The organism is Sulfoacidibacillus ferrooxidans (assembly GCF_022606465.1).
Lineage (GTDB): Bacteria > Bacillota > Bacilli > Alicyclobacillales > SLC66 > Sulfoacidibacillus > Sulfoacidibacillus ferrooxidans.
In genome coordinates this window covers 571,885-594,667 of record NZ_JALBUF010000001.1, presented here as the reverse complement: position 1 = coordinate 594,667, position 22,783 = coordinate 571,885, and the positions used below count along the sequence as shown (strand labels likewise).

The window sequence follows — 22,783 nt, the reverse complement described above, 5'->3', positions numbered from 1 at the left end:
GAGGGGCAAAAATGAAAAAAACGCGTAGATTGGCGCTTTTTGCCGCTACAGCAACATTGGCAGTTGGGGCGTTGTCTGGTTGTGGACAGTCTGCCACACCGACTACCACGGGTTCAAATGGAGGATCAAATTCTGCAGTAGTGAACCAACCGATGGTGGTCGTTCCGTCACCATATGGCACATTTCAACCAAACTTTAGCCCATTTCAAGGGAACGCAAACCAAGGTACAGATGGTCTCATCTATCAACCATTATTTTATTTTGATAATGTCAGCTCAAATGTATATCCGTTTCTAGGGACGAATTATTCTTGGAGCAATGGCGATAAGACGCTCACTGTCAATTTGCAACAACATGCAAAGTGGTCTGATGGTAAACCATTTACGTCAAAAGACGTTGTTTTCACGTTTAATTTATTTAAAAAATACCCTGCAACAGATACAAATGGCGTATGGAATGAGTTAACGTCTGTAACAGCTAATGGTAAATATCAGGTTATTTTTCAATTTAAAAAAGCTGATGTTCCATTCGCAGCATTTGTATTAGGTTCTTATATCGTTCCGCAACATATTTGGGCAAGCTTAGGCAATCCAAGTAAAGTAAACGTTCCAAATCCTGTAGGTACAGGACCGTATGTGCTTGGCTCCTTTAGCCCTGAAGTGTATACGTTGAAAGCGAATCCAAACTATTATGGTGGCGAACCTGATATTCGCAATTTGCAATATCCAGCCTATACTAGCAATGATAGCGCTGACTTGGCACTGGCAAAGGGACAAATTGATTGGGCAGGTATTTTTATTCCTAACATTCAAAATGTATACTCTTCCAAAAGCCCCAATAATAAATACTGGTTCCCGCCAGATGGCGACGTAGTATTGTATCCCAACTTAACCAATCCACTTTTGGGTAATCTCGCGGTTCGACAAGCTATTTCTCTTGGCATCAATCGTCAGCAGATTGATCAAGAAGGTGAATATGGTTTTGAAGCTCCAGCAAGTCCGACAGGTTTAGTGTTGCCAAATGACAATAGCTGGATTGATCCGAGTTTGACGACCAGTCAGTTATCATACAGTTATAATCCGGCTAAAGCGATTCAAATTCTTGAAAAAGCAGGATTCAAGAAAAATGCTCAAGGTATTTTTGAGAGTAGTTCTGGGCAACCGCTTTCCTTTACATTGCAAGTTGTTACAGGCTGGACTGACTGGGATTCAGATTCTGAATTAATATCTCAGCAACTAAAGCAAATTGGTATTAATGTAACAGTACAGGAAGAACAGTTTGGATCATACTACTCCAATCTAACAGGACATAATTATCAATTGACTATTTCTTGGACTAATAATACTGGTCCTAATCCGTATTACCAATATGAAAACATGCTCGCAACGAAGGGCGGATGGAATATTGAGCAGTGGAGTAACCCTGCTACTACGGAAGCTTTAAGTAACTTTGAAAAAACAACCAATCTTGCCGCACAACAACAACAGATCTATAAGATTGAAAAAGTGATGGTCAATTCTTTGCCGACAATTCCGCTGGTCTATGCTGCAACTTGGAATGAATATAATGATTCCAACATTACAGGTTGGCCAACAGCACAAAATCCATACGTCAATCCAGCACCGTTTACAGGAGCAGCAGATGCAGTTGTATTAATGCATCTACATGGTCGTTAAATCGTAACGAAAAATTAGACGGTTTCATGCACTGGAGAGATCGGGTGTACCCCGACTCTCCATTCTCTCATTGCGATTGTTAGGAGGCTATGGGTGTGAAGTACTTTTTGCATCGAGTAGGATTTCTATTTCTTTCTATGTTCGCTGCAGTTACTCTTAATTTTTTATTGCCGAGAATGATGCCAGGTAATCCAGCCACAGTGCTTTTTGCAAAATTTCAAGGGCGTATGACCCCACAGGCGCTTCATGCACTTGAAGCAGAATTTGGATTTAACCACAAACCTCTGATTGATCAGTATTTTAGTTATCTTGGAGGATTAGTTACTGGGCATTGGGGATTATCGTTTAACTATTATCCTACACCGGTTACATCAGTGATTGCTTCTAGTCTTCCATGGACGATTGGATTAGTGGGTATTTCTACAATTATTTCTGTTTTTATGGGGACGATCATTGGAATTTACATCGCGTGGCGTAGAAAAGGAATATTAGATTCTGTCTTACCTACCTCTCTCATGTTTTTTCAAGCTATGCCAACGTTTTGGGTTGCATTAATGTTATTGTATATATTCGGTTTCCTACTAAGTTGGTTTCCTATGAGCCATGCCTATTCCAATAGTATTGTTCCCGGGATGAGTGGGTCCTATCTATTAAGTATATTGTATCACGCTGTGCTTCCTGGATTTACAATTTTCATAGGGTCACTAAGCGGCTGGATGATCGGCATGCGCAATAATATGATCAATACATTAGGTGAAGATTACATCGTATTTGCTGAAGCAAAAGGGATAAGTCCTGCAAGATTGATGTTTTCTTATACAGCACGAAATGCCATTTTACCTCAAATCACTTCTTTTGCCATCGCTCTTGGCAATGTAGTTAGTGGATCGATTCTCGTTGAGATGGTGTTTTCCTATCCGGGTATTGGCTATCAGTTAGTCAATGCAGTAACTGGCGAAGATTACCCGTTAATTCAGGGAACGTTCTTGATTATTGCTTTGTCTGTCCTCATTGCTAACTTCATTGTCGATTTACTCTTAAGTCGTTTGGATCCACGTGTGCGGCGAGAAGGTGCTGTTGCATGAGTATGAATGTGCATGTTGTTGACCAGGAAAGAAAAGATCAGTTACGTCAATTAAAAAAAGCAAAAAAATGGGCTACAGCGAAAACGTTTTTGCGCAATCCTAAGGCGTTGGCAGGCGTCATTATATTCACTTTTTTTATCTTGATGGCTATTTTTTCTCCGTTGCTTGCTCGGTATAATCCACAAGCTACGTTATTTATGCCAAATCAAGCTCCTACAGCTCAGCATTGGCTTGGAACTACATCAACAGGACAAGATGTATTTTCGCAGTTTGTTTTAGGATCTCGTACAACTTTAATGATTGGAATTGGTGCAGGCTTACTTGCAACTTTTTTATCATTATTAGTTGGGGTATATGCAGGGTTTAAAGGTGGATTAGTCGATTCTTTGTTGACAGCGCTAACTAATATTTTCCTTGTGATGCCTGTACTCGCATTGCTGATTGTCATTGAATCATACGTGCGTAATAGCACACCGCTACTCAATGGAATTATTATTGGGTTAACCGGATGGGCATGGGGTGCTCGTGTTTTTCGTTCTCAAACGATGACGTTAATCAATCGGGATTTTGTTGTTGCTGCAAGATTATCCGGAATGTCTAGTCTACGCATTATGGTCATTGAGATTATACCTAATATGTTGTCCATCGTTTTTGCAAACTTAATGTACGCATGTCTTGGAGCTATTTTGGCTGAAGCTGGATTAGCGTATTTGGGACTTGAAAGTTTGAGTTCGACAAGTTGGGGGACAATGCTCTATTGGGCTGATGCTGGTGGGGCCATGTTAAACGGAGCATGGTGGTGGATTGTTCCTCCTGGTTTGGCCATTGCATTAGTTGGAATGAGTTTTGCTCTGATGAACTCAGCCGTTGATCAAATGACCAATCCACGCTTACGAACGACAAGGAGGAAAGTTCATGCTGGAAAACAATAAAACTCCTGTGCTTGAACTGAATCAAGTGTCTATCGTTTATGAAACGTCAAATGGAGATGTACAAGCGGTTAACAAGGTGAGTTTTGCTATTTATGAAAATGAAATCATGGCACTTGTTGGCGAATCAGGATCAGGTAAATCTACGATTGCTTATGCAGTAATGCGATTATTGCGCGGGAGTGCATATCTTACAGAAGGTACCGTGAAAATTCTTGGCCGCGATATCTACGAGATGAACAAAAAAGATTTGCGTACTTTTCGTTGGAGCCAAGTATCGATGGTTTTCCAAAGCGCAATGAGTGCTTTGAATCCTGTAATGAACGTGGAACAACAGATTGTTGATACCATCTTAAGTCATGAAAAGATTACGCGTAAAGAAGCATCTATGCGTGCAGCATCACTTTTAGATTTAGTTAGTATTGATCGCAAACATTTGCGTAGTTATCCCCATGAGCTCTCGGGTGGCATGCGTCAACGTGTCGTAATTGCTATTGCAATTGCTTTAAAGCCGCAATTAGTAATTATGGATGAACCGACTACTGCTTTGGATGTGGTAGTGCAGCGTTCGATTTTAGATCAAATACAAGAAATTCAACGAAAACAACATTTTTCAATTCTCTTTATTAGCCATGATTTTAGTTTGGTTCAAGAACTTGCTTCTCGCATCGCGATCATGTATGCAGGTAGGATAGTAGAAGAAACAACAACAGCATCTCTAGAAGTACTAGATGGACATCATCCTTATACGCAGGGATTACTGCGTGCAATACCAAAACTTACGGCAGATGAAATTGTCATTGAGGGGATTCCTGGTTCGCCGCCAAACTTGATTACTTTGCCTACAGGGTGCGCATTTCATCCCCGCTGTCCAGTTGCACTAGAAACATGCAAATCAGTAAAACCACTCACTTTGGAGCATAATGGCGCATTAATCGAGTGCCATTTATTCGATCGGGAGGAGGAGAACGCAAAATGGCAAAAGGAGATCCGTTAGTTCAAGTCGAAGACTTAGTCATTCGTTTTCCGATCTCACAGAAGGCAAGAAAGCAAACTTTTATTCGGCCAGTTGATCACGTGAGTTTTGAAATTGGACATAGTGAGGTACTAGCGCTTGTTGGTGAGTCAGGTAGTGGGAAATCAACGATTGGTCGCGCTTTAATTCGAATTACAGAACCTAGTCACGGAAAAATTCTCGTTCGAGGCCAAGATGTTTCACATATTAAGGGTCGAGCATTAAGGGAATATAGGCGGTTTATTCAAATGATTTTTCAAGATCCTTTTGGATCATTGAACCCCATTCGCACTATCGAGCAACATATTGAATTTCCGTTGAAGACTACTCCTAGTAGAAATAACGATTCGGTAGATGAACGAATGGATTATTTGTTAACTCGCGTTGGATTAACGCCTGTAGCGGACATTCGTGCAAAGTTTCCACATGAGCTATCAGGTGGACAACGTCAACGTGTGGCCATTGCACGTGCACTCGCTGTAAACCCTGGATTTCTTGTCGCAGATGAACCTATCTCGATGCTAGATGTCTCCATTCGAGCGGGCATATTAAAATTAATGAATGAATTAAAGGATGAATTTGGTCTTTCCTACTTGTATATCACTCATGACCTTGCTTCTGCGCGCTATTTTGGTGATCGCATCATGGTAATATACGGTGGTAAGGTGATGGAAACGGCACCATCTTCTGAGTTGATTCGCAACCCACAGCATCCTTACACCAAGTTGCTGTTGGCGGCAACTCCTGGCAGTCCTGTGCGTGGTCCGTTGCCTGAGACGAGTAACTCAGCACCGAATTTATTTGAAGGACGAATGGGATGTCCCTTCGCTGATCGTTGCCCACATGTACTGGAAAAGTGCACAAAAGTTGAACCAGAAAAAACGACAATTAGTGATGAGCATACGGTGTTCTGTCACTTGATGAATGTATAGGCAGTAAAGTAAGCGGGCACGTTCACAACATTGCAGGAGGAGCACATAGTGGCAACGATTAGAGATGTGGCAAAAAGAGCAGGGGTATCAGTTGCAGCTGTATCAAGGGCGTTTAATAACTATCCTGATATCAATGCAGATACAAAGGCCAATATTCTTCGCATTGCCGAGGAACTTCGTTTCTATCCTAGTGCAACTGCTCGTAACCTTGTCACGCATCGTTCAAACACGATCGGTGTTGTTTATCCGTCATTGGATGGTACGGGTTTGCGGCATCCATTTATTGGACATTTACTCAATGTTTTTAAAGATGCGATTGGTGAACAAGGGTATGACATGATGTTGCTTAGTAATCGTCGAGCACCATTTGACCGGTGGGGAATTCTAGATCGAATTAAACATCGCGATTTAGATGGTGTATTGTTGATAGGAACTCCTGAGGAAGCAGTGGACGAGTTAATGCAAATTGACATACCCATGGTTGGGTTGGATTATGTCGTTACAGGCCCAAAAGTGGGATCAGTAACTTCAGATAATCGTCGCGCCATTCAAGATCTAGTCCATGTGCTGTATCATCATGGATATCGTAAGTTTGGGTTTCTTCATGGCCCCCTAAAAATTCCTGTGGCCGTTGAACGGTTACAAGGTTTTTATAGTGGTCTTCAGGAAGTAGGAATCGCTCCATGTTCTGAGTGGATTCAAAATGGATTGTTTACACTTGAAGGTGGGCAAGCGGCAATGGAAAAGATTCTTTCTTCAAAGGAATGGCCAGATGTTGTCATTTCTTCTGCAGATGTGTGTGCGATCGGAGCTATGCAGATTATGCATTCGCGAGGGATTGATATTCCAGATCAAATCAGTCTAGTGGGGTTTGATGATATCGAAGCAGCATCTTATATTTATCCGCAATTAACAACTATTTCACAAGATAAAGAACAGATGGGACAGTTGGCCGCGGAAGTATTGTTTAGATTAATTCGTTCGAAATCTGATGATTTACCATTACACTATGTTGTTCCAACGAAGCTTATGGTTCGTCAGTCGACTCGTCCACTATAGTGTTTAGTAGAAAACGTATGTTAGTTTAAGGAGATGTTGTTATGAGTGAAAAATTGATCAAAGATATGATGAACGTTCTTCCTCGAGATTTTCAGTGGGGAGTTGCAACATCATCGTATCAAATTGAAGGTGCTGTGAATGAAGACGGGAGAGGTCCGTCTATCTGGGATACTTTTTGTGAAGTTCCTGGTAAAGTATCTGGACATGAGGATGGGAAGGTTGCTTGCGATCATTATCATCTATATCCGTCTGATATTCAGTTGATGAGTGATTTGGGTATTCGTAACTACCGTTTTTCTATTGCTTGGTCGAGAATTTTTCCCGAAGGTAAAGGTAAATTGAATGAAAAAGGGATCGCATTTTACGATCGATTAATTGATACATTACTTTCTCATGGAATTAATCCTATGGCTACGATGTATCATTGGGATTTGCCAGAGGCGTTACAACGGGATGGTGGATGGCTCAATCGCGATACCGCATATCGTTTCGCCGACTATAGTATGGCATTAACTGATCGTTTTAGCGACAGGGTGAATCAATGGATAACGCACAACGAACCTTGGTGTACTGCGTTTTTGGGAAATATTAAGGGTGAACATGCGCCGGGTATTACTGATGCGCAGATTGGATTAGACGTCTCTCATCATTTATTGTTATCGCACGGACTTGCAGTGCAGGCTTATCGAGAAAATAATCATAAGGGTAAGATAGGTATTACTTTAAATCTAACTCCAGCTTATGCTGCAACAGAGAGTGAAGCGGATCGTAGAGCAGCTAACTATCAAGATGTGTTTTCTAATCGTTGGTTCTTGGATCCTATTTTTAAAGGGAAATATCCAGAAGAATTAGGGGATATTTTTGGAACCATGCCATCTGTTGTGAAAGATGGTGATTTAGATCTTATTAGTTTGCCAAATGATTTCATGGGGGTCAATTACTATTCCTATGGTGTAATAGCACATGATGAGCATGGTGGAGTGATGGGAAAACACGTAACCCCACAAGATCGCATCACAGATATGGGGTGGCCTATCAATGGTAAGGGGTTATCTGATCTACTGATTCGATTAACAAAAGAGTATGGGAAGTTGCCTTACTATATAACGGAAAATGGTGCAGCTTATCCTGATGTCGTTGAGTCTGATGGATCTATCCATGATGTAGCTCGCCTTGCATATCTTAAGGAACATTTAGAAGCACTGACAGTGGCGCTACAAGCAGGAGTAGATTTGCGCGGATATTATCTTTGGTCATTTATGGATAATTTTGAGTGGGCATTTGGCTATAGCAAACGATTTGGTGCAGTATACGTAGACTATGAAACACAAAAACGCACACCTAAGGATAGTATACTCTGGTACTCGCAATGGATAAGAGAACTCTCCGCTAAATAGAAGAGAAACGTACTAAGAAAATTATGCTAGGATAAGCTTTCTGATAGTCATCCTGTATGGGTATCATGATCTTTAAGGAATATGAGTATGGATTCACCCCTATCCGCAAATAATGACATACAGTTATTGGATAGGGGTGGGTCTGTAACAGATGAACGACAATAAACAAGAAGAGAGTCAAGAATCGCGGCGCAAGATGGAGCGTCCTTATGAGGGAATTAGCCCTTTTGAATTTAAAAATGAGCTCATTCGCTTGGCGAAGGACAATGAAAAAAAGAGTGCAAGAACGATGCTGGATGCTGGGAGGGGTAATCCGAACTGGACTGCTGCTACTCCACGTGAAGCTTTTTTTGTGTTTGGTCAGTTTGCAGTAGAAGAGACACGACGAGTATGGAATGAAGGTGATCTTGCCGGACAACCAAAACAGGATGGAATTGCCCAAAGACTCGACGCATATGTAAACAAACATAGAGAGCAACCAGGTGTCAAGTTACTGATGGACATCATTAATTATGGCATTGAACAACGGCATTTCCACCCGGATCAGTGGGTATTTGAACTTGTAGATGGCATTATTGGAGACAATTATCCACTTCCAGATCGAATGCTTGTACACGTAGAACAAATTGTTCACGATTATGTGCTTGCAGAAATGGCGCATAGTGAGGCATCTTTAGGGAACTTCGATTTGTTTTCTGTAGAGGGTGCCACAGCTGCGATGTGTTATATTTTTGAGACGCTTTACGCCAACTATTTACTGGAATCTGGAGATAAGATTGCCCTCATGGTTCCTATTTTTCCTCCGTATATTGAAATTCCTCAGCTATCAAAATACAATTTTGAAATAGTCGAGATTCGTGCCACAGAAATGACAGAAAATGACGTTCATACATGGCAGTATCCACAATCAGAAATAGATAAGCTATGTGATCCAACTATTAAAGCTTTGTTTCTTGTGAATCCGAGTAACCCTCCTTCTGTTGCAATGAACCCAAAATCTCGCGAACTCCTAAAGGAGGTTGTATCGAAGCATAATCGCCAATTAATGATTATATCTGATGATGTGTATGGGACATTTGTAGATGATTATCACTCGTTAATGGCAGACTTGCCCTTTCATACGATAGGGGTCTACTCATTTTCTAAGTATTTTGGTGTTACCGGATGGCGACTTGGTGTCATATCCGTACAACACCATAATGTGTTTGACCAATTAATTCAGCAATTACCAGAAGTCAAGCAAGAGCAACTTAAAAAGCGTTATGGTTCTCTATCGTTGCATCCCTCAAAATTACGCTTCATCGATCGATTGGTGGCAGATAGTCGTCAAGTAGCATTAAACCATACAGCAGGTTTGTCTACACCTCAACAAGTACAGATGGCTTTTTTCGCAGCGTTTGCCTTACTTGATCACAAAGGACGATATAAGCAACTAACTAAAGACATCTGTCGTCGCCGCAAGAAGCTATTGTTTGATGGATTAGGAATAGAGGCACGAAAGGATCCGTATGATGCCGCCTATTATACAGAGTTTGATCTTGGTGAATGGGCTCAACATCACTATGGTGAAAAATTCACAAAGTATCTTCAACAAGAGTACGAACCAGTGGATATTCTTTTTCGCTTAGCTGAACAATCAGCCATTGTTTTACTAAATGGTGGAGGATTTCATGGACCGAATTGGTCAATTCGAGTCTCTTTGGCTAATTTAGAGGATGAGGCGTATGCCAACATTGGTGAAGCGTTACATCATACTTTAGAAGAGTATGTCACGCAGTTTAAGGAACTCAATTAAGTAGCGCGGAACTATTGTGATTTTAATCTAATGGGATGAAAAGATGAGCCTGTCTTCTATGGTGTACAAGAAGACAGGCTTTTTGATTTGGGGATGAGCAACGATCCTTTGGTCTGTTCCTCGTGTTCGCCATATTGGGCAGGTTCAAATGTTGTGAAGATGACGATTAAAAATAAAATACGTGTAACTGCGAAATCTGTCGTTGATGCGACGAGCAACAAGGAGACAATGATAAAGAGGTTTAGGAACGTATTGTACATAGAGACAGGGACAAAAATAAAGCGAACAAGCAAAATGAGAAAGGTAACCATCCATCGCACGGATTCAGGAGGTGTCTGCTGCGAATGATGTGATGGGCGATGAGACTGTTCACTATTCCTGTGCTTTATTTTATTTTGCACAGAATTAGATGTAGCAGCGTTCACATCGACACCCCGTTTCGTTTAGCTTAAATAAACCTTTACTCCTGCTCTTATAGTCATGTACACTATATGTACATACTTTCATTTTGTCGTGGACTTCTATCACACCTATGTTTTATCAAATTTCACATTGTACATAAGGGGATCTTGTATTGTCATCCGTGATTGCACCAGCTCGGCCTAAACAGTCACCATTGCAGCGCTGGCTAATCCATCCGTATCGTGAACCCATCATTGTGGGTTTACTTGCGATCTTGATCGGAGTGATCGGTGGACTAGGAGCTATTTTATTTAGGGGTATGATTCATTTATTTGCCTCATGGTTTTCTATGATACCTGTCACACATTCTCCACTGCGCGCTTTGATTCCAGCTTTAGGGTTATTGCTTGTTGGACTCATTACACATTTCTTTGCAAAAGAAGTCAAAGGCCACGGGGTACCACAATTACTAGAATCGCTTGCTTTGCGTGGCGGCAAGATTCGTCCGCGTGTCGCTTTTTTTGGTATAATAGCACCTGCAATCACGCTCGGTGCAGGTGGATCCGTGGGACGAGAAGGTCCGATTGCGTTAATCGGTGGCGCTTTTGGTTCGATTCTTGGACAACGGCTACGGCTCTCCGATAAGTATATTTCCCTTCTCTTAGCATCAGGGGCAGCAGCAGGCATTGCGGCGACATTTAATGCGCCGATTGCAGGTGGTTTTTTTGGCTTAGAAATTATATTAGGCAGTTATGCGATGGGGGCTATTATGCCCGTTTTTTTAGCTGCAGTTACAGGGTCTACAGTTTTTGATGCAATCATGGGGAATCACCCCGTGTTACAAACGATCCCCTACCCTGTGATTCATCCAATAGCGCTCTTGTTTATGATTATCCTTGGTTTACTGGCTGGAACACTTGGCATTGCCTATTCTAAAGGATTGACCTTTTCGGAAGATTTACTAGAGCGTTGGCGTGTGCCCTTTTGGGTAAAAAACATTACAGGTGGGGCACTCGTAGGAGTACTTGGCTTGCTGGCACCTGAAGTCCTAGGCGTTGGGTATCCATCGATCCATTTGGCACTCGGTGGTCAACTGGCCATTGGAACCATTCTTCTTCTGTTTGTATTGAAATATGTAGCGACACTCACTACGGTTGGGTCCGGTGGTTCTGGGGGTGTCTTTGCACCCTCGCTCTTTCTTGGTGCGATGCTCGGTGCATTATATGGCGATGGATTACGTTTTATCGTTCCTGGGTTGATTCCGCATCCAGAAATCTATGCCATTGCAGGTATGGGTGCCATATTTGCTGCGGCTGCTCAAGCTCCATTTGTATCCATTACGATCTTACTCGAGGTCACTGGAGATTATCAGTTGACCCCTGTTGTCATGGCTGCCTGTGTGACGGCTTTTGTAGTCCATGGATTACTTACGCGTGACTCTATGTATACAGTAAAACTTTCAAGACTGGGGATACACATCCTACGTGGCAATGAGGTGCGGCCCACAGAACGTATCTCTGTGCAACAAGCCATGGAGCCGTTGACCGCTTATTTTTCGTCTGACGACACACTAGTAGAAGCGTATCACGGAGTAAACCTGTCGCGCGATCATGTAGCTGTTATTACAGATCATCAACAACAATTACAGGGAATTATGACGCTTGAAACCTTGCGCTCCTATGCTGAAAGTATGCCGCTGACGACTCCTTTATCCATGCTTGATTTTTCTGTCCTGCCTGTCATCGTGCAAAGCGCTACTCTAGAAGAAGCGATGCGTCTTTTTTCGTTGCATGATGTTACCTTATTGCCCGTAGTAGATGATCACACAAATGAAGTTGTGGGAACGCTCACTCAGCGCGATGTCGTTCGTGCGTATAGTGCTTATACGTTGTATTCGACTGAATCCAACGCTAAAGTACAGCAGTTAAAGGATTATACTGGAGATGTGGGGCAGTTTGTGAGTATCCCATTAAAGCATTCGAGTCCGATTGTCGAGAGTCCATTATCTGAAATAAGTATACCTAAACAGGCTGTCATTGTTTCTGTGAAACGAGGAGGAGAAGTGGTTGTCCCACATGGGAATACAGTGTTGAAGCCGGGGGATGAGTTATTGGTCTTTATTTCTCCACTCTCTGAAGTGGACCTTGTCCTCGCACAAATTCATGGGGCTGTTCTCTTGTAAGTGAGGGAGAAACACCATCATCAAGCATAAAAGCATTTGTTGCATCACATGCTAGCTCTGAAGATCATCATTTGTAGGAGGAGCTTGGATGCAACGGAGTAAACAGAGTATGCTAATTCACAGAAATCAAAAGATCAGCTATCTATCGAAAAAAAAAGGTCATGGTTCTTTAGGACTGGGTGAGCTCATATTCATTGGGGTTGGGGGCATTATTGGAGCTGGTTTTTTTCTTGGCAGTGGATTACCCATACGCACTGCAGGTCCAAGCGTACTAATCTCATTTGTGATTGGCGCATTTCTAACCGCACAAGTTACAGGTGCACTCACCTCTATTGCAACAAAACATCCTGTAGAAGGGTCGTTTAAAGTTTATGCTGATATGTATATTGGACAATTTGCTGGGTACATGCAGGGCTGGATGTATTATTTAGCTAGTGTGTTAACGATCGCGAGTGAAGCTGTGGCGATGAGTGTGTTTACTCGTGTGTGGTTACCGGGTGTTCCATTGTGGATATTTGCGTCTGTATATTCTGCCGTGATTTTGCTGATCAATGCTTTTGGTGTTAAAAGTTTTGGTCGTGTAGAATCTTTGATGAGTATCGTAAAAATAGCTGCCTTGGTTGGTTTTATCCTATTTGTCGTCGTAATCATGTTCGGGCACGCCACAGTGGGTAGATTTGCACATGCCAGTCTTACGTCTGCAGGATTTTTTCCACATGGTATCACTGGTATCTTACAGTCCATGTTAATCGTAGTTTTTGCCTATGCTGGGATTGGCGTTTTTGCAACAGCGGCTGCAGAAGTAAAAGATACGCGAGAAATTGAGCAAGGAGCCATATGGACGATCATCATCTTGACGCTTGTGTATGTGTTATCCATTGGTGGACTCTTATTGATTGAACCTTGGCAGACAGTGAGCACAAAGACAAGTCCATTTGTTTTATCCTTAGAACATGCAGGGATGCCTGTATTAGCGTATATCTTTAATGCGGTTGTCCTTGTTGCCTCTTTTAGTGTCATGGCTGGTGCTGTGTTTTCAGCCAATCAGATTGTAGTGAGTTTAGGAAAAGACCGTGAAGCACCTCGTTTTGTCTCTAAGACATCTAAGCGAGATGTCCCATATGGGGCTCTATCGAGTACGGCAGGTGGGATTTTCATTGCGATTGGGGCAGCGTTTATTTTGCCGTCCAATATCTATAATTTTCTTATTAGCGCATCCAGTTTTATGACCTTTTTCTACTGGTTTATGATGTTGTGGACTTTTCTTAAATGGCGTAACACAAAAGAGGGAAGACAAGGGGAAGTTTCTCGGCTAGCATTTGGTCAGCCGGTTTCCACAGTCATCACCATGGTTGCGATCGTTGTTCTCACCGTGTATGCGTTATTTCAAAAGGATCAACAAATTGCCTTTTATGCATTTGCCATTATCACAATGATCATTGGTGTAAGCTATCTATTTGTTAAAAAGAAACTAGTGAAGCCATGAACTCGATTGTAATGGTTGACTTTTTAAGTATGAAAATGCCACAATCATACTATATACAGTGAGATGTGCATCTTGCACATAATTAGTGCTGTATACAAGTATTGATGAGGGTGATCGACGTTACTGTAGATATTGATGCAGCTTTCAAAGCATTGGCGGATCCTATTCGAAGGTCATTGCTTGAGGCACTTACGAAAACGGAGTTCTATTGTCATATTGATGGTGAAGAGGTCAATGGAATTTGTGTTCAAGATTTAAGCGACATGCTAGAATTACCTCAATCAACGGTGTCGAGGCATTTAGCTATTTTACGACATGCTGGGCTCGTTGGACATTTACAAAAAGGGGTATGGCATTATTATTTTTGCCATACAAATGTAGTGCGGGATATTCAAGCTTGGCTTGTATCTCTCATGAAACAGACTGCGCAGTAAAAATAGCACCCAAGTAAGCGGAGATCTTTATCTCAGCTTACTTGGGTGCTTCTAGTGTCATGTGGATTATTTAGCATCCATATTTGAGTTATTTAAGGACGGAAGCATTCTTGATGTCCGTTCCATAGGAGACAAACATTGTCTGCACTTAGGTGTTTCGTCAAATGTAAAGTTTGCCCGCATCCAGCCGTTGCAATCTTCTTTTGTACAGGACCAAATTTCCGTATCTTCCATAGGAACGTCTTCTGCTGATTTCTTGTGAAAATACATGGTAGCCCCTCTTTCGATTGGACATGCAAAATAAAAACTCTCCTCAACTCTTGTTAAGGACAGTTTTCTTGACTCTTACTGACACTGTATAGAAAAAACATCCCCGTATGACTAATAGTACATCTACTTGTATGCAAATGTACAAAATCCTCATTGTGTATATCAATGATTGTACCATAAGAGGTGTACGAAAGCAATAAAAGCAACATCGAACGCACCATTTATGATGAGGTTCGAAAAACAAAAAAACGCAAAACAGTATAACTGATAGACGACGCCATAAACATCGCTACTGCTTTGGATAAGTTGCCGCTAATGATTAGCGGCAAGTTTAAGGATCGGAAAAAATAACGAGATGTAAGAGCGAGTACTGCGTCATTGATCACGATATTAAGAATTCCTTGCATCCAAAATAACAGTGTTTGTCTGCGACTATTATTTGCTTGGTCAGCAAATGTCCAGCGGCGATTAAGGATGTAACTCGTAGTAATGGCACAGATGACGGCAAATGTATTGTATATGAGTAACACCGCAGACGATCTTGTGGGGAAAGTAAACATCAAGAAATTCAAAATGGCAAGATCGACAAAGGCATTCATCAATCCAACGATCAAAAATCTCTGATAGCGACCTTTAATCAGGCGAGCCTTTCTCGGCTGTGCTGGCTTATTTGACACTTGAGCCATGATTTATTCCCCCATACTGCGCGTGTTTCTCATCTAGCACAAGGCATAATAAGTTAAGACCATGTGACAGTTGGCATAATGTGTTCCAGTTGTATGTGATCTTTGTTCATTTGGGCCATCTCAATGATGTCTCGGATGACTTGATCCGAAAGTAAGTGAGGCGTTAGTCCCAGTTCCAGTAACTTTGTGTGTGCCGCATGATAGTAATGTTTTTCTGACTCTACACGCGGATTGGTTAGATGAGAAATGTTTGCTTGAATGCCCATACTAGAAGCGACATGCTCCACTTTAGACGCTAAGTCAGCAACAGAAAATTCCTCTGTAAATTGGTTAAATACGCGGAATTCCCCTGGTTTAGCTGGGTGTAATGCTGCAATTTCAATACACCTTACTGTGTCTAGTAAATTAATAAATCCTCGAGTTTGCCCACCAGATCCATACACAGTAAGCGGATGATCTGCTGCCGCTTCTACACAGAAGCGATTGAGTGCTGTTCCAAATACTTGATCGTAATCAAATCGGTTGGATAAGAGGGGATGGAGCCGTGTCTCTTCCGTTTGGACGCCATATACGACGCCTTGATTTAAATCTGTTGCCCGTAAGTTCCATGATCGGCATGCAAACATAATATTGTGGCTATCGTGAACTTTTGAAAGATGATACATAGAAGGTGGCTGTTTAGGATACGGTAGTGTATCTGTTCGACCATTATATTCAACTGTGATATAGCCTTCCTCAATATCGATATTTGGCGTTCCATATTCGCCCATCGTTCCGAGTTTAATCAAGTGACAGTCAGGAACGATGTCCTTCATAATGTACAGAAGATTAAGTGTCCCTACAATGTTGTTCGTTTGAGTAAATACAGCGTGTTCACGGTCAATCATGGAGTATGGTGCAGATCGTTGTTCAGCAAAGTGCACAATTGCTTCTGGAACAAATGCAGCAATTGCGCTAGCTAATGCATCATAATCCCGCATGTCTACGTCAAATGAAGTGAATGAGCCCTGCGCATATTTTTCCCATTCGTGTGCGCGTTCATCCATAGAAGCAATTGGCGTAAGAGATGCAATACCTAGCTCGCGATCCCACTCACGGCGTAATTGGTTATCTAGGATGGCAATATCGTGTCCTTTACGGGAAAGGTACAATGCAGTTGGCCAGCCGCAAAATCCATCTCCACCGGTAATTAATATCCTCATTATGTCACCTCAACCTATATGATTCCAATGTCTTCGCCTACAATTATACCATTGCAACTATACAATTGGGCACTTGATTATGTAGCTGTTTACACTGGAATGTCAATGTCACTTGTCACAGAATGATGATGTAATTGATGTGCACGCACGGCTACCTGATAGTATTCAACAAGCGCCTTCGTTGGGATTTCCCACCCTCGCAATTCAATGGAAGAGCGAGCTTGTGTCGCTAATTGATGGTGTAGATCAGGCTGTGTGAGAAGTGATCGCACTGCATGTAGTAAGGATTCTTGATCTTCGGAATCAAATAAAATTCCTGCCTCCGTCTGCCGGATCAATTCTTCCGAGGGCTTGCTCTTAGCCGCAATGATAGGCAAACCCGATGACATCGCTTCTAATAAAACGAGTCCAAGCGTCTCAGTGGTGGATGGGAAAATAAACGCATCTGCAGAAGCAAAAGCAGCAGCCAGTTCATTTGCATGTAAAAGGCCGAGGAAATGTACTTGCGTATGTTTAAACATATGTTCTAGTCGAGCTCTGTCTGGACCATCCCCAACAAATGCGATATGAATAGGGTGAATAGCGTCTAAGATTGGGCGAAGTCGCTCTAATTGTTTTTCAGGTGCTAAGCGGCCAACATAGAGCAACACAGGGTCTTTTATTTTTCCCCCTGTTAATCGGGCACGCATGGCATCAGATTGTTGGCGGGGATGGAAAAGTTCAGCATCCACACCCCCAGCCCAAAGTCGCGTATTGTGAAAGTCGCGTTTTTTTAATTCCCCGACCATGGCTTCGGATGTGGCAAGATTAAGTATGGCTTGATTGTGGAGAAGCCGCAAATAACTCCAAGCCACTGGGTCTAGAAATGGGACGTGGTATAGATGGGCATACGCGGCTAGATTGGTATGAAAGGATGCAATCAGCGGAACGCGCATTTTACGTGCATAGTATATGCCATTTAAGCCAAGTACGACTGGATTCACAATATGGATAAGGGTAGGGCTAAAGGACCTAAGAAATGTCCCGATTTTAGGTGATGGAGGACAAAATTTCTTTTGTGGATAAAAAAAATAAGGAATTCCTTTTACAGAAAGTACGGGAGCAGCTTTATAAAAAGCAGGCGACCCGTCTGGGGCAATAACGGCTACTTCGTGTCCCATTTCAAGAAGATGGTCGATAGTTGAACATAGGCGTGTAACGATGCCATCTGTGGAGGGTAGAAATGTCTCAGTAAATATTGCGATTTTCACACAGGTACCTCCCGAAGATCCGTTCGTGTATTATGACTCTCTGTCCACATTATACCCGATCTTTACGAAACGATAGCTTTCTTCGTAAAAAGGATAAACTTGCCGCGACGTTACGTAATGTGTACATTTTAGTGGGAAGAGGCTAAACAAGTTGAAGGGGATCATATCATGACAACATTAGTGGAACCTGATTATGCACATGGGATAGCGCTTCAGTTGAATATGAAAAAAAGTCAAGTGAGTTCAGCCATTCAATTATTTGAACAAGGCAATACGATTCCATTTATTGCACGTTATCGCAAGGAAATGACTGGAGAACTCGATGAAAATCAACTTAGGGACATTCAAGCTCAGTTTCATTTACAAACGACATTATATCAGCGTAAATGTGATGTGATACGGCTTTTGGAGGAGCAGGGTATTTTTACAGATGAGCAAGTTGAAAAACAAGTAACGTTAGCGATCACTGCAGCAACAACGATGGCAGAAGTCGAGGATATCTATCGCCCCTATCGTCCCAAACGCAAGACAAGAGCATCCGTGGCAAAAGAACGGGGACTAGAGCCTCTTTCAGCTTGGTTCATTCAAAAAGAGCGAATCCACGATGATAGGGAGACGATTGTAAGGTATGCAGATCAGTTTGTGAATGTAGACCTTGGTATTGAAACGGCAGAAGAAGCTATGTCGGGTGCGGCAGATATCATCGCAGAAATGATAGCAGATGATGCAGACACCCGCAGTTGGTTGCGTCAGTGGACTTTTGCTCATGGAGTTTTGCACAGTGTTGCCACAGATGCGGTAGTAGAAAGTGTATATGAAGTGTACTATGCATTTGAAGTGCTTCTTCATAAAATATTGCCGCATCACATCTTAGCGTTAAATCGCGGTGAGCGCGAAGGTTTTTTGCGCATCTCTATAACTATACAGCAAGAAGAAGTGCGATCTCAGTTGATTCAACGGCATGTGGCCACGCGGTATGGGCAGAACTCTATAGAGGCACAAGAGTCATGGATCTGGTTGTGGCTAACTGATGTGGTAGTTGATGCGTATAAACGGCTGTTGGCTCCTTCTATCGAGAGAGAGATTAGAAATGAATTGACTGATCGTGGAGAAGATCGAGCGATTGAGATTTTTGGTGCGAATTTACGCAATTTACTCATGCAACCTCCGCTTCGGGGGAAAAAGGTACTTGGTGTAGATCCAGCCTATCGTACGGGTTGCAAGTTGGCGGTTGTGGATGATACAGGGAAATTGCTTGAGACAGCAGTCATTTATCCCACGCCTCCGCAAAACAAAGTGGAAGCTGCAAAAAAAACAGTGCTAGACATGTTGAAACAGTATGAGATCGATCTCATTGCAATTGGTAATGGTACCGCTTCGCGCGAGACGGAAACTTTTATTTCACAATGTGTCAAAGAGTATCAAGAACAAACTGCGCGGCTGGTACCTTATGCGATAGTGTCAGAAGCGGGCGCTAGTGTATATTCGGCATCAGTACTTGCAGGAGAAGAGTTTCCTGATTTGGATGTATCTGAACGCAGTGCGATTTCCATTGCGCGAAGGCTCCAAGATCCACTAGCGGAGTTAGTCAAAATTGATCCAAAGTCGGTGGGAGTGGGCCAATATCAACATGATGTTGCACAAAAAAAATTAGATGGACAATTGAGTGCTGTTGTAGAGTCAGCTGTCAATCAAGTGGGTGTGGACGTCAATACGGCTTCCGCAAGTTTGCTTTCCTATGTGGCAGGTCTTAATAAAACGGCTGTAAAAAATATCGTTCATTACCGAGAAGAAAATGGTCGGTTTACTAGTCGTAGCAAGCTAGCAAAAGTCCCTCGACTTGGTCCTAAGACACTTGAGCAGTGTGTGGGATTTTTGCGGATACCAGATGGAGAAGAACCGCTCGATGCAACATCCATTCATCCTGAATCGTATCCTGCAGTACATGCTTTATTAGCGCGTTTTGGGGGAGCAAAGGCCATTTTTGCAAATCCACAAACACATGCTACAGTGATGCAGGAACTGCGATCCATGCCTATAGCTAGATTGTCAGATGAGTTAGGGCAGGGGATCCCTACCGTAAAAGATATTCTCGATGCCCTCGAACGGCCAGGACGTGATCCGCGAGAAGATGTAGATCCTCCGCTATTACGAACGGATGTATTAACAGTGGAGGATTTAGAAATTGGCATGGTATTGACGGGGACCGTGCGTAATGTCGTGGATTTCGGAGCATTTGTAGATGTTGGTGTGAAAAATGATGGGCTAGTGCATATCTCCCAAATGGCTGATCAATTTGTGAAACATCCCATGGATGTCGTGGCGGTAGGCGATATTGTACAGGTGAGCGTGATTCAAATTGACGTGCAAAAAGGACGATTAGGTTTATCCATGAAATCGGTTGCCAAATAACGAACGAAATCAATCACGGATGTAGTTTGTGTAAGCATGTAGCGACTGGACAACATGAAAAGGGTCAGAGTAAGTAGCTCTGACCCTTTTTTACGAAGCATAATTTACCAAAATAATCCAAATAAAACATAGATAGCGAGGAAGGACACAGCCCAGCGCGCCCAACCGTAGCCGCCCATGCCATAACCCATGCCATATCCACCGGGGGCGCCAGCATACCCTCTTCTTGCTGCAGCACCTGGATAACCACCCATGCCGGGTCCACCCCAAAATGCCAACGCCATATCTAATTTCTCCATGTCATTAGAATCTAACGTTGATGAAACTAGTTGTGCAGGCACATATTGCTTTGGCGACACAATAATGGCTTGATTGTTCGTCACTTTTTCAATGATGCCTTGATGATAGCCATATTGCGTCCTAAAGTGAACGAACTGGCCAATGTGGCTTTCTGCCATAGTTCTTGTGCACATGGTGTTCACCTCCTGAATCGTTCTACGATCTGAATTGCTCTAAGAAGGAAAACTGCGCAAGTAGACACATAGTTGTATCCCGCGCAGTTTACTGTTTGAAAGGGTAATCTTCAATTTTTATATAGTGTAGGGTTCACTCTTTCAAGTAAAGCAAGGTGAGGTTAGTAACCAGCGGTTGCCCCATAACCTGGTACTAAGAGGAAGAATAAGACGAAAATAATCAGAAAAACGACTGCCCAACGTGTGTAATCTCCAAAGACGCCCATGATTTCACCCCTTATCGTTTGACACTGTTTAACATACGCGCAAAGTATGCTGAGTGTGGGGGCGTATGTCTTCTAAAACGCCCATTTTGTGAGCGGAGAAAATCTAAATCTAATATTCTCATAAAATGGAGTTTTATAAAGAAGTATTTGGTATACTACGAATGGGAAATGGAAGTATTTCATAGATGGTATAAGGAGTGATTGTTATGAAAGGTAAATATCATGTACAACGAGCAGGAAAAATACTAGGTGCAGCAGCCGTTGCACTGACGATGGCAGCTATGCCTGGCACAAGTTTTGCAGCACAGCCGTTTACTGTGGGACAAACGGGCTTAACGCAAGATATGGTGACCATTAGTGGGCTTCCTGGAACGGGGATCAAAGGGCAAGCGCAATTGCAAGTAGTTGCTGGAAAGGGCGTTATGCTTTCGCTAAGCATGTCAGGATTACAACCTGGTAAAAGCTACTCGGATAGTATTCATTATGGCATGGCTGGAACGATGGGGCCTCTAGCTTGGAAGTTACCGATGTTACATGCGAATGCAAGTGGAGTAGCTAGTGTGACCATGACACTTCCTAAACTGCAGGCGATCCCAGAAAACGGATGGTATATTCGTGTGGCAGATGCTGCGGGAACGGGTACGGGTATCAAATGGACGACTGTTGCACATGGAAACATTGGCGTGGCACTTCCTTCAACTGTTGCAGTAGCCACAGCTGAAACCAAAGACTATTTGATTAGTTTACAGATCGGTCCATTAGCAAAGATGATTTCCGAAGCGCAAGCAAAGCAAGGCATGCATGGAGAAATTATGGTTCCGATTCCTGGGATGAGTATGCCTAGCATGTCGATGATGTTTGACGGACATATGGTGAACCATCATTTAGAAGCGCATATATTCAATCGCATGACAGGAGCAGTTGTAGAAAATGAGATGCCTACGATTAGTATTCAACCTGCTGGGAGTACACATTGGCAGGCGCTGAGCTCAGCCGTAGCGATGTATGGAACGCGGTTACAGTTGGCGGATTATCACTATGGCAATAACGTGTACATGAAAAAAGGCGACTATACGATTACAGTTACCTTACATGGTCAAAAAGCTGTATTTTCTAATCTTCAGGTATTTGCAGGGAGTAACACAGATACCATGGGGATGAAAAGTAAAATGCCGCTCGGTGTATCTACCATCGACTTGGTAGCAGGCAATCATTCCATGAAAATGCCAGTTAGTGTTAGCATGATGCGTATGGGAACTTCCATGCAAAAATCTATCGATGTGCCGTTATGGTATGTGATGCAACAACTGCATGAGCTTGGTGTAACCAGTAAGTGGAACGGGCATGAGTTGGCGTTGACGAGTTTGCAAGTTAATCATAGTACAACACCTATGATGATGAAAGGGAATGCGGGCATTTGGATCAATGGGAAAATGGAAGGTAAAATGATGAGTTATGTAGCAAAAAATCCGCTGTCTGGAACATTTACGACGTTTGTATCAGCAAAAGCTGTGAGTCATATTTTAAGTGAAATGAAGTTGAGATGGACTATGCATGATGGCGTATGGACTATTCTTCCTATGACAAGTAGCAATATGACAAGTAGCAATATGTAGATCAAAGTAGGCGATATTCCCTGAAATAGTAATGGGTGCGATCGTTACATAGGTTATCAACATCGCATCCAATGCTACTTCAGGTGTCCATACTAAAATTGGAATAATAAACTTGTTTGAAATGAACGAGTATATGAGTAAAATAGGCATATCTCATAGAAAAGGAAAATTTGAAATAAGTGTGATATACAGAGTAAATGCAAACCCTTTCATAGC

General features: G+C 42.5%; 19 protein-coding genes. 13 read left to right on the top strand and 6 right to left on the bottom strand.

Translation table 11 applies throughout. The annotated features are described in order from the left end of the window. Positions 1-11 precede the first annotated feature (11 nt). The 8 genes from MM817_RS02960 to aspD all read left to right on the top strand — a co-directional run bounded on the left by MM817_RS02960 (position 12) and on the right by aspD (position 9,888). The gene (locus MM817_RS02960) at positions 12-1,676 is read left to right on the top strand and encodes an ABC transporter substrate-binding protein (RefSeq protein WP_241711940.1); all 1,665 of its coding nucleotides are present in this window, start codon (positions 12-14) and stop codon (positions 1,674-1,676) included. A 95-nt stretch (positions 1,677-1,771) separates the two neighbouring features. After that, positions 1,772-2,761, top strand: a complete 990-nt coding sequence (locus tag MM817_RS02955) for an ABC transporter permease (protein ID WP_241711939.1) — start codon at positions 1,772-1,774, stop codon at positions 2,759-2,761. Further along, on the top strand, positions 2,758-3,693 hold the full coding sequence (locus tag MM817_RS02950) for an ABC transporter permease (protein ID WP_241711938.1): 936 nt from the start codon (positions 2,758-2,760) through the stop codon (positions 3,691-3,693). Before MM817_RS02955 ends, MM817_RS02950 begins: the two co-directional genes overlap by 4 nt. After that, positions 3,677-4,687 carry an ABC transporter ATP-binding protein gene (locus MM817_RS02945; protein WP_241711937.1) on the top strand — a complete coding sequence of 337 codons (1,011 nt, stop codon included), beginning with the start codon at positions 3,677-3,679 and terminating at the stop codon, positions 4,685-4,687. The genes MM817_RS02950 and MM817_RS02945 overlap by 17 nt, the downstream gene beginning before the upstream one ends. Next, a complete protein-coding gene (locus MM817_RS02940) occupies positions 4,666-5,637 on the top strand; it encodes an ABC transporter ATP-binding protein (RefSeq protein WP_241711936.1) in 972 nt (323 codons plus the stop codon). Before MM817_RS02945 ends, MM817_RS02940 begins: the two co-directional genes overlap by 22 nt. Positions 5,638-5,685: 48 nt before the next feature. Then, entirely contained in the window at positions 5,686-6,696 is a 1,011-nt protein-coding gene (locus MM817_RS02935; protein WP_241711935.1) for a LacI family DNA-binding transcriptional regulator, read from the top strand. Between the two features lie 41 nt (positions 6,697-6,737). After that, positions 6,738-8,093, top strand: a complete 1,356-nt coding sequence (locus MM817_RS02930) for a GH1 family beta-glucosidase (RefSeq protein WP_241711934.1) — start codon at positions 6,738-6,740, stop codon at positions 8,091-8,093. A gap of 151 nt (positions 8,094-8,244) precedes the next feature. Next, on the top strand, positions 8,245-9,888 hold the full coding sequence (gene aspD / locus MM817_RS02925; protein ID WP_241711933.1) for an aspartate 4-decarboxylase: 1,644 nt from the start codon (positions 8,245-8,247) through the stop codon (positions 9,886-9,888). A 56-nt stretch (positions 9,889-9,944) separates the two neighbouring features. On the opposite strand, the gene MM817_RS02920 is transcribed toward aspD, so the two are convergent. Then, entirely contained in the window at positions 9,945-10,313 is a 369-nt protein-coding gene (locus tag MM817_RS02920) for a hypothetical protein (protein ID WP_241711932.1), read from the bottom strand. Between the two features lie 158 nt (positions 10,314-10,471). Here MM817_RS02920 and MM817_RS02915 point away from each other — a divergent pair, with 158 nt between their 5' ends. From MM817_RS02915 to MM817_RS02905, 3 genes are all read left to right on the top strand, one after another. Beyond that, the gene (locus MM817_RS02915; RefSeq protein WP_241712270.1) at positions 10,472-12,472 is read left to right on the top strand and encodes a chloride channel protein; all 2,001 of its coding nucleotides are present in this window, start codon (positions 10,472-10,474) and stop codon (positions 12,470-12,472) included. A gap of 88 nt (positions 12,473-12,560) precedes the next feature. Continuing rightward, positions 12,561-13,958, top strand: a complete 1,398-nt coding sequence (locus MM817_RS02910; RefSeq protein ID WP_241711931.1) for an amino acid permease — start codon at positions 12,561-12,563, stop codon at positions 13,956-13,958. A 110-nt stretch (positions 13,959-14,068) separates the two neighbouring features. Then, entirely contained in the window at positions 14,069-14,392 is a 324-nt protein-coding gene (locus tag MM817_RS02905; RefSeq protein WP_241711930.1) for an ArsR/SmtB family transcription factor, read from the top strand. A gap of 66 nt (positions 14,393-14,458) precedes the next feature. On the opposite strand, the gene MM817_RS02900 is transcribed toward MM817_RS02905, so the two are convergent. From MM817_RS02900 to MM817_RS17195, 4 genes are all read right to left on the bottom strand, one after another. After that, positions 14,459-14,662, bottom strand: a complete 204-nt coding sequence (locus MM817_RS02900; RefSeq protein ID WP_241711929.1) for a cold-shock protein — start codon at positions 14,660-14,662, stop codon at positions 14,459-14,461. 221 nt (positions 14,663-14,883) lie between these two features. Next, a complete protein-coding gene (locus MM817_RS02895) occupies positions 14,884-15,348 on the bottom strand; it encodes a GtrA family protein (protein WP_241711928.1) in 465 nt (154 codons plus the stop codon). Positions 15,349-15,401: 53 nt separating this feature from the next. Continuing rightward, a complete protein-coding gene (locus MM817_RS02890) occupies positions 15,402-16,550 on the bottom strand; it encodes an NAD-dependent epimerase/dehydratase family protein (RefSeq protein WP_241711927.1) in 1,149 nt (382 codons plus the stop codon). An 89-nt stretch (positions 16,551-16,639) separates the two neighbouring features. Continuing rightward, positions 16,640-17,800 carry a glycosyltransferase family 4 protein gene (locus MM817_RS17195; RefSeq protein ID WP_241711926.1) on the bottom strand — a complete coding sequence of 387 codons (1,161 nt, stop codon included), beginning with the start codon at positions 17,798-17,800 and terminating at the stop codon, positions 16,640-16,642. A gap of 168 nt (positions 17,801-17,968) precedes the next feature. Between MM817_RS17195 and MM817_RS02880 the strand changes: the two genes are divergently transcribed. After that, positions 17,969-20,212: a Tex family protein gene (locus tag MM817_RS02880; protein ID WP_241711925.1), complete on the top strand. Its 2,244-nt coding sequence runs from the start codon at positions 17,969-17,971 to the stop codon at positions 20,210-20,212. Positions 20,213-20,316: 104 nt separating this feature from the next. Here MM817_RS02880 and MM817_RS02875 read toward each other — a convergent pair whose 3' ends face one another. Continuing rightward, a complete protein-coding gene (locus tag MM817_RS02875) occupies positions 20,317-20,685 on the bottom strand; it encodes a hypothetical protein (protein ID WP_241711924.1) in 369 nt (122 codons plus the stop codon). A 472-nt stretch (positions 20,686-21,157) separates the two neighbouring features. Between MM817_RS02875 and MM817_RS02870 the strand changes: the two genes are divergently transcribed. Further along, positions 21,158-22,567: a hypothetical protein gene (locus MM817_RS02870; RefSeq protein ID WP_241711923.1), complete on the top strand. Its 1,410-nt coding sequence runs from the start codon at positions 21,158-21,160 to the stop codon at positions 22,565-22,567. Positions 22,568-22,783 lie beyond the last annotated feature (216 nt).

Coding starts and splice junctions, on each gene's coding strand:
- MM817_RS02960 (WP_241711940.1), top strand. CDS start 12: ATGAAAAAAACGCGTAGATTGGCGCTTTTTGCCGCTACAGCAACATTG.
- MM817_RS02950 (WP_241711938.1), top strand. CDS start 2,758: ATGAGTATGAATGTGCATGTTGTTGACCAGGAAAGAAAAGATCAGTTA.
- MM817_RS02945 (WP_241711937.1), top strand. CDS start 3,677: ATGCTGGAAAACAATAAAACTCCTGTGCTTGAACTGAATCAAGTGTCT.
- MM817_RS02940 (WP_241711936.1), top strand. CDS start 4,666: ATGGCAAAAGGAGATCCGTTAGTTCAAGTCGAAGACTTAGTCATTCGT.
- MM817_RS02930 (WP_241711934.1), top strand. CDS start 6,738: ATGAGTGAAAAATTGATCAAAGATATGATGAACGTTCTTCCTCGAGAT.
- aspD (WP_241711933.1), top strand. CDS start 8,245: ATGAACGACAATAAACAAGAAGAGAGTCAAGAATCGCGGCGCAAGATG.
- MM817_RS02910 (WP_241711931.1), top strand. CDS start 12,561: ATGCAACGGAGTAAACAGAGTATGCTAATTCACAGAAATCAAAAGATC.
- MM817_RS02900 (WP_241711929.1), bottom strand. CDS start 14,662: ATGTATTTTCACAAGAAATCAGCAGAAGACGTTCCTATGGAAGATACG.
- MM817_RS02895 (WP_241711928.1), bottom strand. CDS start 15,348: ATGGCTCAAGTGTCAAATAAGCCAGCACAGCCGAGAAAGGCTCGCCTG.
- MM817_RS02890 (WP_241711927.1), bottom strand. CDS start 16,550: ATGAGGATATTAATTACCGGTGGAGATGGATTTTGCGGCTGGCCAACT.
- MM817_RS02880 (WP_241711925.1), top strand. CDS start 17,969: ATGACAACATTAGTGGAACCTGATTATGCACATGGGATAGCGCTTCAG.
- MM817_RS02875 (WP_241711924.1), bottom strand. CDS start 20,685: ATGTGCACAAGAACTATGGCAGAAAGCCACATTGGCCAGTTCGTTCAC.
- MM817_RS02870 (WP_241711923.1), top strand. CDS start 21,158: ATGAAAGGTAAATATCATGTACAACGAGCAGGAAAAATACTAGGTGCA.